Source organism: Phenylobacterium sp. FG114 (genome assembly GCF_057809855.1).
Map to the genome: position 1 here is coordinate 1 of NZ_JBMDKU010000029.1, position 12,364 is coordinate 12,364.

The following is a 12,364-nucleotide window of genomic DNA, read 5'->3' on the forward strand; positions in this document are numbered from 1 at the left end:
GGAGCTATGCTCCCGCGGGTGGTGGAGAGCCGTCCACAGCATCAATTGCGGACCCAGGCGTCGGGCGCCGTCCGAGTCGTCAAGCAAGCTTGGCCAGAGCTAGGGCCTGCTCAAAGTCCGGGGCGGCGCAGCCATCAATGAAGGCGGCCAAAGACATCTTGCCGAAGGCGTAGCCGATCTCGTGGGGTGCCAGACGGCCCTGCGCCGCCGCGGCCTGGAACTGGGCCGGGCTCAAAGCGTCGAGGCTTTCCTCCGGATCCCGACGCTCGGCGGCGAGCGGGTCCAGCGCGATGCAACCGTAGAAGAGCCGTGTCAACTGGCGCACGACGCGTAGCCGAGCACACGCGGCCGCATTGGGGGCTACGCCCAACGCAGCCGTGAGCAACATCGCTTCAAGGTCAGGTGTGTCAGCAATTTCCGTGGTCGCTATGGCGAGATCAAAGAAGTGATCATTGCGCGACGCCAGCTCCCAATCGACCAGCCAGAGACGGACCCCATCGAACAGCAGGTTGCGCGGGTTCGGGTCGTTGTGGCTTGAGACAAGGTCTTGCGGGGCCCACGGCACCGCCGCGCGGATGCGAGCCAACTCGTAGCAGTGTCGTTCGAGTAATCCCGCACCGAACAGCCCCGACGCGGCCAGCGACTGGAGCGCTGAGGCGATCGTGTCATTGCTATCGCCGAGCATCGTGGGAAACGGCGCCGTCGTCTGGATTCGCGCAATGAGAGCGCCCAATTCTCGCGCTATCCCCATCCGTCCACCGGGATGGGTCACGATCGGTTTGGCGTCGATGAAATCCATCACCGCGACGCCGGCGACTGGGTCAGCGAAGTAGATGCGTGGCGCTACTCCGGCTGCCGCAGCCGCCTCCATGCATGCGAACCCGCGCTTCCGATGCTGAAGCGCTATGCGCTCGGGTTCGAGCCGCAACATGTAGGAACGATCGCCCGCGACTGCACGATAGATCAGAGCGCCTGACACCCCACCCTTGAGCAGCGCCAGCGGCCGATTTCCTGGCCGTCCGTAACCAGGGCTAGCGCCACACGCGCCGCTTCGCGTCGCTGCGGCGGGATGAGGTTGAGATGGTCTTCCATACTCGCTCAGATCTTAGCGAGGCTAGCGGACCCCGCAGTTCGACTGCTGTCATCTAGCGCGAGCGCCACTCTCGACGAAGCAGGTAAGCCGCTAGCCCAACCAGCAAGATTGCACCCCCAACGAGCCAGTAGCCGATCGGGCACCCAAGGGGCGCCAAGCCATCCGTGACCTGGAACCACTTGCCAGCGTGATGAACGGTGGGTGGGTCTACCTGGGCCATCGGCGAAGCCTAGCAGCCTACTCCAAATCCCCAATGCGGCCTTTCCCAAGGTCAGAGATGGGTGGGGAGCGGAAGTTAGTGGGCGGCCGCGTAGCTGACGTTCACCCGTCCCAAGTCTTCTTCAAAATCCACAGTCAGCGCAGCCTCTTCACGGATTAGCGCAAAGCCGTCTTGATACACCGTCCGCAGGTCTTTCTCCGACACCGACAGCGCACGAGCGGGTATGAGCAACGCCGGCTCCTCGTTGACGTCTAAGTCGATGACTACGACAAGGGTCAGGTCATCAAGAAACTCAAGGATCACGCCTTGAAGGTCGTTGATGGGGCGGTACTCCGAGTGACCCCAAGCTCGTAAGTCAGTGAGCAATTTCTGCTGACGCTCATCCGAAAGGGGTGACGCGGAAACTCCTCGTGCAGCCCACTTCTGGACGATGCCGGGTACGAGCTTTTTGCGGCGGTTCTTCCGCAGCAAATCCGCCATGCGCTGTTTTTCAGCCTCGCCCATGCGCGGAACTTAGCCGCGCAAACGCTGCCCGCAAGCAGACCTTCCCAATGTCGCCCAAGGGTCGATTTCAGTCGATGACACCCGGCCGCAAAGCTGACCTTGGCGGTGGCGGCCGGCAGCGGACTTCCAGAACGTCAGAGATGGGTGGGCTGCGGACGTTCTCGGTGTAGCGTGGATGAATGCTCAAGCTGTTCGCATTGTTGGCGGCAATCGCCTCAGCCGCGCCGCCTGAGAACACGACCGGAGAGGTTCACGGGGCCATCTGGAGCGACCTTCAGCTGAACGCTCTGATCGGCAACGGCAACTGGCTCGGTTCGCTCTGGTACAACGCTAGTCGCGGCGACGCCGACACCCCAGACCTCCACATACGTGAACTGACGTGTCGCCCCAATGACAGTGGTTACCGTTGTTCCTTCGAACTCTTCCGCGATGGGGGCGTGGTTACAGTGCTTGAAGAAAAGGCTCCCGACAGGCTGAGGTGCAAAGCGACCTTTGAGCGGCAAGAGGGCGAGGCAGGCCTCAGCGTGAAACACCTTCCGCCGCCGCGTGGCGGGGGGCACTCTCGAACCACGATGAGATGCCGCCGCGCGTAGGGCTGCGCGTGGTTCCGCTATGGGTCGCAGACGGTCTCCGGTCTCTGGCCCGAAAGGCGACCTTGGCGGATTGCCTGAAGCCGACCTGCCAGACGTCAGGCGGGGGTGGGGAGCGGAAATGATTACTAGGTCAGGAACCGGACGTTGGCGCGAAGGTCCGGAAACCGCGTCGGCGCTAATGACTGTCTACGACCCTCATCGTACATTTCCCGAAACAGAACACGCCGCTGATCCTGCGGCCGACGGCGCATTTTTCATCAGCGTTCGGCGCCAGCCGTCACGCCGCCAGCGCCACACGCTGCCTGGAGCGCAGCGCCCCGCCGAGGCTGAACACGCCCAGCAGCATCATCGTCCATGTCGCTGGTTCCGGAACCGCGAGACCGAACGAGCCCCTCACGAGGGGATCGTGGCGGTCGACGTAGTTGTCATTGCCGCGCGCTGACACACCTGAGGTGAAGCTAAGGATCGGCGCCGAGGCATAGTTGTAGGCGAGCTGGAGAAAATGCGTGTAGTCGCCCGTAGAAGTGTATCCGGACCCGGGTCCGTCCATCAGGAATGTCGAATAGTTATTGGCCCCAGACGACTTGTTAGAGCCGTTTTCCCAGACCCAGTTGATGCTGTCGCTGGCGCCACCGCCAACGTAGCCAACCGTTCCCAACTGATAGCCAGTCAGTATTCCGGTCACGCCAGTGACGGCGCTGTAGTCGTTCAGAAAGGTGACGTCGCCCGAAAAAGTCGCCCCAGACTGAAAGGCCATTTCTAGGTGTTGAGTGACATCAGCCTGAGCCGCCGTCGCACCCAGCGCGACCGTGAGCGCCAGTGCGGCGCTTACCAGAACCGATCGCATGAGAAAGCCCCTGCCATCAAGGCTGTCAGCCAGCCCGAAGAACATAGGTATATTGCGCACTCTTGCGGTCAAGCCAATTGACGGCAACGGGGGGGCGCTGCGCCGGTGCTCGCGGAGCAGGCGTCAGAGCAAAGGCGGCGACTAGTACGCCCGTGTGCTGACCACTACTCGCTAAGGTCGGCCCCAGACGGGAAAGGCCGCCCTCGGGTCTGTACCCACACCGAAGCTGGCGAGAGATCCGTAAGCGGACTCTCCCAACATCGCCCAAGGGTCGGTTTGCGTCATCGGGGCTGATGCCGAGAGCCGGCCTTCGCGACGATGGCCCTCTGCAGACCCGCGACCGTCAGCGAAGGGTGGATAAGCCCACCTATTCCCCCCAACTCGACGTAGGGCAGGGGTAGGGCCTCTCTCGGTAGCCGCCAAGAGCGGCCACAATCCGCGGCTCTCGAACGTCTCCATTGGGTCGTAACTGCGACCTCGCTCGAACGAGTGCGCCGAGGCGCTATGGGGTTCGGCGCCAAGCGTCGGCATCCGAGACGGCGGATCGCATGGCGGGCAGGCCGAGCCATAGGGCGAGTGCCGATAGGGGCCCAAGCGTGGCGAAAAGCAGCGTCATGGACAGGCCCAGCTGCGCCTCGTCCCGGAACACCATGTCGGTGAAGACGCCGACGAGCGTGGGGCCCAGCCCCATGCCGATGCCGTTCATCACGAGCAGGAAGAGGGCGCCCACCTGGCCCCGCATCTCGTTGGGCGAGACGATCTGCACGGCGGCGCCTGCGGTAGCGGCCAGCGTCATCACCGCGGCGATCGGGGTTGCTAGGGCCAGGAACAGCCAGGGATCCCGAACCTGGAACGCCGCGATCCCGCAGGCCGTCATGCCCAGGGCGATGACGGCGTAGACGTGCATGTGGGCGTCGGTCCGGCCGCGGCCGAACAGCCGGTCGACGAGGGCGCCGACAGCCAAGGTCCCGAACGTTCCTCCCAGGCCGATGATCAGCGCCAGCGGAAGGCTGAGCTGGCCGATCGACCAGCCGAAGCTACGGTTCATGTAGGTGGGAAGCCAACTCGTGAACCCCCACCCGACGACCGAGAGCAGGCCGAAGCCCACGAAGTGCGCGGTGAAGAAGCCGCGACGCTCACGCAGGAAGCGGAAGGTCTGGGCGATGGAGGCCTTGCCGCCCGGCGCCATCCGGTCGCGGCGCGGTGGCTCGCGGATCAAGAAGACCAGGGCGCCCAACACCAACCCGGGCAGGCCCGTCACGATGAAGACGAACTGCCACGAGGCGAGGTGGCCGACCAGCGGAAGCGAGGCGCCCTCGGCGCGCTCGGCGAAGCTGACGACCAGGCCGCCCAGGCCGATGGCCGCGCCATTACCGAGACTGGAGCCGATCATCAGGACCGAGAGGGCCAGCGCCAGCCGCGCCGGCCGGAAGAGGTCGGCCAGCATCGAATAGGCCGCGGGCGACAGGGCCGCCTCGCCGATGCCGACGCCCAGACGGGCGAATAGTAGCTGTGCGTAGTTCTGCGCCAGGCCGCAGCCCGCCGCCGCCAGCCCCCAGGCCGTAACGCCGATCCAGATGATCGGCCGTCGCGCGAAGCGGTCAACCAGCCAGCCGATAGGCAGGGCGGCGGCGCTGTAGAAGACCGAGAAGACGAGGCCCTGCAGCAGGCCGATCTGCAAGTCGCTGAGGCCGAGGTCCCGCTTGATCGGCCCGACCATCAGCGTCAGGACCTGGCGGTCGAGCAGCGACAGGGCGTAGAGCACGATCAGGACCGGCAGCGCGCGCCAGGCGCCGGGCTGGTTCTCGCCGGCGGGCGGGGTCATCCGAGACGGTCGAGACTGGCGTGGACCGCTGCGCACAGGGCTGCGGCGCGGGGATCCTCCGCGACCTTGCCGCCCATCCGGTTCATCACATAGCCGATGCCGACGCCGGCGCGGGGATCGGCGCAGCCGAAGGCGCCGCCCCAGCCACTATGGCCGAAGGTCTCCGGATTGGGCCCCCAGGTGCCGGCGGCGTTGAGCGACACGCCGGCGCCCCAGATCCGCACGCCCAGCATGTGATCCTCGCCATTGGTCCGGCCGCGGCCCAGTTCGGCGATGGTCGGGGGCGCAAGAAACCGTCGGCCCTCCAGCTCGCCGGCGTTGGCCAGGGCGCCGTAGACGCGGGCCAGGCCGTCGGCGGTGGCGTGGCCGTTGGCGGCCGGCACCTGGGCGCTGCGCCAGTCCTCGCGGTTGGCCCAGTCAGGGCGCGGGGCGGGATTGACGGTCGCGGGGCGCGCGATCGGATCGACCTCGCCGGCGGGCGAGGTGGTCCACTGGGCCGGCTCGACGATCGGCGCCAGGCGGTGACGCTCGGTGGGTGGCAGGCCCAGGTGCACATCCGCGCCCAGCGCCTCGCCCAGTTCCGCGCGGAACAGCTCGCGCGGCGCCAGGCCGGTCACCCGTCGGGCGATCTCACCGGCCAGGAAGCCGTGAGTCATGGCGTGGTAGCTGGCTTCGCGGCCCGGCGGCCAGAAGGGCGCCTGGGCGGCCAGCCGCCTGGTCAGCATCGCCCAGTCCGGGAAGTCCTCGATAGTCGTGGGCTCGCGGAAGCCGTTCAGGCCGGAGCGGTGGGTCAGCACGTCGATGACCCGGATCTCGTCTTTCCCGGCGGCGGCGAACTCGGGCCAGTAGCGCGAGATCGGCGCCTCGTAGTCGACCAGGCCGCGCTCCACGAGCCGGGCCATGACGACCGCCATCAGGCCCTTGGTGGCCGACCAGACGTTGACGAGGGTGTCCGCGGTCCAGGCCTCGCCGCCGGGCGCGCGCACGCCGCCCCATAGGTGAACCACGCGCCGGCCGTGCCGGTAGACCGCCAAAGCGGCGCCCACTTCGCGATGGTCGTCCTCACGCTGGAAATTGGCGCGGAAGACCTCGGCCACGGGCTCGAACCCGGTGGCCGTCTCGCCGCCGAACTGCACTTGGGTCATCGACGCGCCAGGCCCTTGTTGAATAGGGCCACGATCTCGTCGGCCAGGCGGCGCGGAGCGATGGGATCGACCTCGGGCTTCCACTTGGGGATCCACATGTAGGCGCCCGCCCGGGCGACCGAGACCGAGTGGACGTCCAGCGCGCGGCGGCTGCCGTCGGCGACGCCTTCCTCCGCCAGGCGCTCGTTGCGGGCCAACAAGGCTCGCAGTTTCTGGCGGTGCTTCTGGCGCTGGGCCGGCGACAGGGCGTCCAGGCCCACCCACGACGCCAGCGGCTGCAGCGATCCGGCCTGGGCTTGGCTATTCAGGTGACTGACGATGGCGGTCTTTTCCAGGCCGTTGCGGCCGTGCTCGTCCGCCGCGTCGATGAAGGCCTCGTAGAGGGCGTTGCCGCGCTCGTAGCAGCGGCGCAGCAGCTCCTCCTTGTCGTCGAGATAGTGGTAGAAGGCGCCGCGCGTCGCGCCCAGCGCCGCGGCCACGTCCTCCAGCGACACCGCATCATAGCCGCGCTCGTTGATCAGGCGCGAGCCGGTCATGACGATCTGCTCAATCCGCATGTCGTTCAGGCTTTTGCGGTCGAAGGTCGCCGCTTCCAGCCGGTTGAAGCTGTCGGCGTTCAGCGGGCATTCGAAGGCGACATTGACGTCGGCCGCCGAGCCGAACGCCACGAAGTCGGCCAGGGCCTCTGGGTCGACCGCCTCCAGCTTGGGATCGAGCCAGCGGCGGGCGATCAGGCTGAACGACACCATGGCGGGCAGCACCCGGGCCAGGATCTGCTCGTCGCAGGGGCGTATCATGCCCTCCTCGATGCCGTCCCCGATCATCGCGGCCAGCCGTTCGGTGTTGCGTCGCCGGGCCTTGCGGATGATCTCGCGCGCCTCGGCCGACAGGAAGCTGAGATCGGCGATCACGGCGTGTTGGGCGGCCTCGGGCGCCAGGCTCTCGACCAAATAGCGCAGCACGCGGTCCAGGGGATTGCGCGCCTCGGCGGCCAGGTCCAGGCGCTCGGTGTCGGCCTCGCAGCTCCGCTGGAAGCACTGGAACACCAGGTCCTCGCGGTCGGCGACGTAGTGATAGAGGCTCGCCCGGCCGACGCCTTGGGCCTTGGCTACGTCGCCCAGCGAGACCGAGGCGACCCCGTGCTCGTTGAACAGCGCCGCGGCGGTGGCCAGGATGCCATCCCGCTTGGATACGCGCTTCTGCGAGCGGCGGCCGGTGGGCGTCAGGGCGACGTCGTGGACCAGCGTCAGGTTCTTGCGCGGCATCGATCTCCCCGTTCCGGCCCGGCCCTAAGAAATTCATATGTCGCGATGCGTTTCAAGCGCTGTTGTCGAAAATTGGAGCTCTTCCTGCAACACGCCGACGCGCGGCGGCATGATCGCCCCTCGACGTTGGTGGACATGCGTCAGTGTCGAAAATATTGACTCCACCCAGATCGACAGGCATCACGACCGACATACACAAGTGTCGAAAAACGCCGGGCGACCTCGATCGGCGAGCGACAGGGAGGGGAAATGACTGCGAATCTACTGCGTGGGCTCCTGTGCGGCGTGGCTGTGGCGAGCGTCTGGACGGGCGGGGCCCAGGCCCAGGAGGCGGCTGTCGACGAGGTGGTCGTGACCGCCACCAAGAAGGCCGGCGGCCAGGTGGTCCAGGACGTGCCAGGCGCCATCACCGCCTTCGGGACCGAACAGCTCGACGCCAAGCAGGTCCGCAACCTCGAGAACCTGGCGTTCAGCGTGCCGAACGTGCAGCTCAATGCCGTGGGCACGGTGCCGGCGACGGCGAACTTCTCGATCCGCGGCCTGGGCATCAACAGCTCGATCCAGTCGATTGAGCCGACGGTCGGCGTCTTCGTCGACGGCGTCTACCTGGGCGTGAACGTTGGCGTGCTGTTCGACACCTTCGACTTGGAGGGTGTCGAGGTGCTGCGCGGCCCGCAGGGCCTGCTGTTCGGCAAGAACGTGACGGGCGGGGCGGTGCTGGTGCGCACCAGCGAGCCGACGACCAGCTTCCATTTCGACGGCCGCGCCAGCGTCGAGAGCGGGCCGAACTACACCACGTCTGCGGTGGTCTCCGGACCGATCGGCGGCGGGTTCTCGGCGAAACTGGCGGCCTACTACAACAAGGACACCGGTTGGTTCACGAACAAGGCCAACAACGACCACGACTATGGCGGCGGCAGCACCAAGCTAGTGCGCGGCGCCCTGCGCTACGACTTCGGCGAGGGCGGCAAGAGCGTGCTGCGCATCGAGCACGGCGAGAGCGACCAGAACAGCGAGCCGCCCAGCCAGAACCGGGCGCGCTACAGCAAGGACACTTTCGACGTCGAGGGGAACGGCCTGGGCTTCGGCCACGCCAAGTGGAATCAGGTGACCTGGCAGGTAGACATGCCGGTAAGCTTCGGCGACGGCGTGATCACCAACATCATGGCCTACCGCGACCTGCACCTGCAGGCGCAGAACGACGTGGATTCGATCCGCGAGTTCTACCTCACCGGCCAGTCGCTCACCGACCAGGATCAGTTCAGCAACGAGCTGCGCTACTCCGGCAAGCTGGGCGCGGTCGACGTGACCGTGGGCGCCTTCTACTTCGAGCAGGACCTGTTCGGGATTTCGGGCAGCATCTTCGGCAACGGCGCGGGCGTGCAGACGCTCTACAACATTGGCGGCGGCAGCCAGAAGACCAAGACGGGCGCGGTGTTCGCGGCCGCCGACTGGCACGTGACCGACACCCTGACGCTGAACGTGGGCGGGCGGTACTCCGAGGAGAGCAAACACGCGCGGATCTCGTCGGTGAGGCCTGGCGGCTGCAACATCGACGCCGAGTCCTGCGTCTACAACTTCCGGGACAACCGCAAGACCAGCTTCTTCACGCCGAAGATCGGGGTGCAGTGGCAGCCGGACCGCGACACCCAGCTGTACGCGTTCTACACCCGGGGCTATCGCAGCGGCGGCTACAACTTCCGCAGCCCCGGCGCGACGGGGGACGTGCCCGGGCCGACGGGTGACGAGAAGCAGGACTCGTTCGAGGCCGGCGTGAAGATCGACTTGGCCGACCGCCGGGCGCGGATCAACGCGGCGGTCTATCGCAACAAGATCTTCGACCTACAGCGCGAGGTGAACTTCGTCGATCCGGTGCTGGGGAACCTGCAGATCTACCGCAACACCGCCAACGCCACGATCCAGGGCGTCGAGGTGGAGACGGTGTTCCGGGTTACCTCGGCCTTCACCCTGACCGGCCAGGTCGGGTTCACCGACGGCCAGTACACCAAGATGTTCTATGACCTGAACCGGGACGGGGTGATCAACGCCACCGACCTGAACCTCAAGCTGCCGCGCCTGGCGCCGCTGACCTGGGGCCTGGGCGCGAACTATGTGGTGGACCTGGGCGACCGCGGCTCGGTGAGCGCGCGCGTGGACTTCAACCACCGGGACTCGGCGGCCTACACCGACGCCAACACCACCTTCTTCAGCCCGGCGGACATGCTGGAAGCGTCGATAGCGTGGAAGATGGCGAACGGCGTCACGGTCTCGGCCTATGGCCGCAACCTGCTGAACGAGGTGACGGAGGGCATCATCTCGCCGCTTCCGGCCACCTGGGGCGGCCCTGGCGCGACCCAGGCGCCGCTGAATAAGGGGCGCGTTGTCGGGCTGTCGGCCCGCTACACTTACTAGGGATCAGGCAGCAGGCCGCGCCAACGCGAGAGGCGTCGGCCTGCTGCGAACCCGCTCCAACGTCCGCATTCCGCCCTGGTGCCAATGTCGGGTGTTGCCGCTCAGCGTACGAAGCCAGTGTCCACGTTGTCGCCAGGCCAGACCGCAAGGCTCGCAGACTTGGCGCTTGTGTGCACGAACTGTCATCGCATTCTGCACCGCGGACCCAACCTGCTCTCGATCTCGCAGCTCCGGTCGATCCTCACGTCCTAGAGTAGGCCGGCTAGAGAAGTGGCTGACTTGAGCGATTTCGAACGGGCGACCTCGGAGGAGGGGCGGCGGTGACACTCCAAGTTATGCTGCTCATTGCGCAAAACTGTCAGTTGAACTAAGTTTCTCGGACTAAGTCCGGAGCCGCGCGATGCAGACCGTCAACATTCACGACGCCAAAACAAACCTTTCGAAGCTCATCGATAAGGCGGTGAAGGGGGAGGCGTTCATCATCGCCAAGGCGGGCAAACCGCTGGTGAAGGTGGTCGCTATCGCGCAAGCGGAGAGCCCCAAGCCGCGCATTGGATTCATGAAGGGCCGGCTATCTGTGCCGGACCACTTCGACGAGTTGGGTCGCGAAGAGATCTCAGACCTTTTCCAAGGCGCCTGATGAAGCTGCTTCTCGACACGCACGTCCTACTTTGGGCCGCGGCTGGATCAGGACTCTCAACGAATGCGACAGCCCTCATCAGCGATCCGGAAAACGAACTCCACTTTAGCGCAGCCAGCGTCTGGGAGATCGCGATTAAGTCTGCGTTGGGCCGGCCGGAGTTCAGTCTGGAAGCAGGGGTTTTTCGCCGCGAACTCCTCGAGAGCGGCTACGAGGAGCTGGCGATTGCCGGCAGCCACGCTGCAGCTGTGTCGACCCTTCCAGATCTGCACAAGGATCCCTTCGACCGGATCTTGATCGCGCAAGCGATGGTTGAAGGGATCACGCTGCTGACCGCAGATCAGGCAGTTCTCAGTTACCCGGGACCTGTACGCTCTGCGCTCTGAGCCAAGGTCGTGCGTTCGGCTCCATTGCCTTCAGCCATCAAGATCTCGGGTGGCTCTCATCGGGGGGAGTCCTAGACGCGAAAGCTAGCCACGCGGTCGCAACGGTCCCTAAGGGTCGGTTTCAGGCGACGGCGCTGACCCTCAAAGCTCACTTTCGTCGTCCGCGCCGTCAGCGGACGCGGCGAACGTCGGTGTCGAGTCACGACCCGCCATCGCGTCGACGGTCTGTTGCGCGCAACTGGGCGTCGCCATACGTGGATAGCTGCCTGTAAAGCTGAAGATGCGCGTCGAGCGCGGTGAGGGGGTCGACAGCCGCCACGGCCGTCCGCGTTTCCGTGTCCAGTTCGTCAATAGCGCTGGTCTGCGCCAGCATCAGCTTGTTCTGGGCGAAGTCGAGGGCGATCTCCGGGCGCCGGTGCAGGAAGGCGGCCACGATGGCCGGTGCGTCGAGCCGCAAGAACTCCGCAATTTCGAACACGCGCTCCAACTGCAGGTTGGTGCTCCCGTTCTCTAGGTCCCGATACAGCGAGAGCGAGATCGAGGCCTGGCGCGCATCGCGCACGTTGCGGGCGCCTCTCGAAGCGCCCGCCCCGCAGACATCCCGCGCGGCTCCTCCCGTCGCAAAGGTGTGTTCAGGGCCGCCACCGCAGCCGGCGGCGGCGCGCGCGCCAGTCCCCCCAGCGACACCCGTGACATCCCGGCGCCAGCGCCGCCGCTCCGAACATGCCCGCGCCATCGCGCAGCAGATCATGCTGGACTTCTGAGGCGGGAAGGTCCGGCGGCGGGAGGGGCGGAGCCCTGACGCTCGCGCCGAAGTGCGTTTCGCCGCGACGCCCTGGCCGAGCGGATCAGAGGCTTCGACTGTCGATCCACTGGCAGCGGCGAACGCGGTTGAAACAACCTGAGAAGCTGCGGCCGATGTCGGCGGGCGAACTAGGGGCCTCTGGTATCGGTGATGGTATTTTCCGTCCGCGAACTGATTTTTCTCTCGGCAATTCGAGTCCTGCCGGGCCCACCAGCAGCCGGATCCGACCGTCAGCCTGGGCTTACGGGGCCGGGCGGCGGCCGGCCTGCGGCGGCCTGACGCGTGGGCGGAAAAACCCGAAAAAGCCTGTTGACCGGCCCCGGCGTCCCGCCTACAAGCCCGCCTCCGCCGACGCGGACCTCGCAAGGTTCGCGGCGCAGCGGGAAGCGCCTCATGTGTTCGGTCCAAACGAACCCATAAGGTGGCTTCGGTCGAAACGGACGTCCGTCATCGGACATCTCGTCGACCCGGCGGCTCAGCCGTCGCAGACGTTCCTGGCTCAACGGGCTTCGGCCGGCCAAGGCGTCTCTTAAAACAAGGCGTTTCGGCGCACGGGGTCCGGGTCACCGGAATCCGGGTCTTTGACATCGTTGAATAGGAAAGAGAAACGCAGGCGGCGGCGTCCTGGC

The 12,364-nt window shown here is 66.1% G+C and carries 10 protein-coding genes; 3 read left to right on the top strand and 7 right to left on the bottom strand.

Annotation, left to right across the window (positions count from 1 at the left end):
* Positions 1 to 79: 79 nt before the first annotated feature.
* From ACODSY_RS25900 to ACODSY_RS25925, 6 genes are all read right to left on the bottom strand, one after another.
* Positions 80 to 979 carry a phosphotransferase gene (locus ACODSY_RS25900; protein ID WP_488954793.1) on the bottom strand — a complete coding sequence of 300 codons (900 nt, stop codon included), beginning with the start codon at positions 977 to 979 and terminating at the stop codon, positions 80 to 82.
* A gap of 409 nt (positions 980 to 1,388) precedes the next feature.
* Complete coding sequence (locus ACODSY_RS25905) at positions 1,389 to 1,817, bottom strand: hypothetical protein (protein WP_488954794.1); 429 nt, start codon at positions 1,815 to 1,817, stop codon at positions 1,389 to 1,391.
* Between the two features lie 870 nt (positions 1,818 to 2,687).
* Positions 2,688 to 3,302 carry a PEPxxWA-CTERM sorting domain-containing protein gene (locus tag ACODSY_RS25910; RefSeq protein ID WP_488954795.1) on the bottom strand — a complete coding sequence of 205 codons (615 nt, stop codon included), beginning with the start codon at positions 3,300 to 3,302 and terminating at the stop codon, positions 2,688 to 2,690.
* Between the two features lie 457 nt (positions 3,303 to 3,759).
* Positions 3,760 to 5,082 (bottom strand): spinster family MFS transporter, encoded by a 1,323-nt coding sequence (locus tag ACODSY_RS25915; protein WP_488954796.1) that lies wholly within the window; start codon positions 5,080 to 5,082, stop codon positions 3,760 to 3,762.
* Positions 5,079 to 6,227 carry a serine hydrolase domain-containing protein gene (locus tag ACODSY_RS25920; RefSeq protein WP_488954797.1) on the bottom strand — a complete coding sequence of 383 codons (1,149 nt, stop codon included), beginning with the start codon at positions 6,225 to 6,227 and terminating at the stop codon, positions 5,079 to 5,081. The genes ACODSY_RS25915 and ACODSY_RS25920 overlap by 4 nt, the downstream gene beginning before the upstream one ends.
* Complete coding sequence (locus ACODSY_RS25925; RefSeq protein WP_488954798.1) at positions 6,224 to 7,492, bottom strand: TetR/AcrR family transcriptional regulator; 1,269 nt, start codon at positions 7,490 to 7,492, stop codon at positions 6,224 to 6,226. Before ACODSY_RS25925 ends, ACODSY_RS25920 begins: the two co-directional genes overlap by 4 nt.
* 249 nt (positions 7,493 to 7,741) lie before the next feature.
* Between ACODSY_RS25925 and ACODSY_RS25930 the strand changes: the two genes are divergently transcribed.
* From ACODSY_RS25930 to ACODSY_RS25940, 3 genes are all read left to right on the top strand, one after another.
* Positions 7,742 to 9,904: a TonB-dependent receptor gene (locus tag ACODSY_RS25930; protein ID WP_488954799.1), complete on the top strand. Its 2,163-nt coding sequence runs from the start codon at positions 7,742 to 7,744 to the stop codon at positions 9,902 to 9,904.
* A gap of 400 nt (positions 9,905 to 10,304) precedes the next feature.
* A complete protein-coding gene (locus ACODSY_RS25935; protein WP_488954800.1) occupies positions 10,305 to 10,544 on the top strand; it encodes a type II toxin-antitoxin system Phd/YefM family antitoxin in 240 nt (79 codons plus the stop codon).
* Positions 10,544 to 10,930 (top strand): type II toxin-antitoxin system VapC family toxin, encoded by a 387-nt coding sequence (locus ACODSY_RS25940; protein ID WP_488954801.1) that lies wholly within the window; start codon positions 10,544 to 10,546, stop codon positions 10,928 to 10,930. Before ACODSY_RS25935 ends, ACODSY_RS25940 begins: the two co-directional genes overlap by 1 nt.
* 199 nt (positions 10,931 to 11,129) lie before the next feature.
* Here the strand turns inward: ACODSY_RS25940 and ACODSY_RS25945 are convergent, their stop codons facing one another.
* A complete protein-coding gene (locus ACODSY_RS25945; protein WP_488954802.1) occupies positions 11,130 to 11,492 on the bottom strand; it encodes a hypothetical protein in 363 nt (120 codons plus the stop codon).
* Between the last annotated feature and the right edge of the window lie 872 nt (positions 11,493 to 12,364).

What these genes read in the sequence shown, in the direction of transcription:
- ACODSY_RS25905 (WP_488954794.1), bottom strand. Translation starts at nt 1,817, where the DNA reads ATGGGCGAGGCTGAAAAACAGCGCATGGCGGATTTGCTGCGGAAGAAC.
- ACODSY_RS25910 (WP_488954795.1), bottom strand. Translation starts at nt 3,302, where the DNA reads ATGTTCTTCGGGCTGGCTGACAGCCTTGATGGCAGGGGCTTTCTCATG.
- ACODSY_RS25915 (WP_488954796.1), bottom strand. Translation starts at nt 5,082, where the DNA reads ATGACCCCGCCCGCCGGCGAGAACCAGCCCGGCGCCTGGCGCGCGCTG.
- ACODSY_RS25920 (WP_488954797.1), bottom strand. Translation starts at nt 6,227, where the DNA reads ATGACCCAAGTGCAGTTCGGCGGCGAGACGGCCACCGGGTTCGAGCCC.
- ACODSY_RS25925 (WP_488954798.1), bottom strand. Translation starts at nt 7,492, where the DNA reads ATGCCGCGCAAGAACCTGACGCTGGTCCACGACGTCGCCCTGACGCCC.
- ACODSY_RS25930 (WP_488954799.1), top strand. Translation starts at nt 7,742, where the DNA reads ATGACTGCGAATCTACTGCGTGGGCTCCTGTGCGGCGTGGCTGTGGCG.
- ACODSY_RS25935 (WP_488954800.1), top strand. Translation starts at nt 10,305, where the DNA reads ATGCAGACCGTCAACATTCACGACGCCAAAACAAACCTTTCGAAGCTC.
- ACODSY_RS25940 (WP_488954801.1), top strand. Translation starts at nt 10,544, where the DNA reads ATGAAGCTGCTTCTCGACACGCACGTCCTACTTTGGGCCGCGGCTGGA.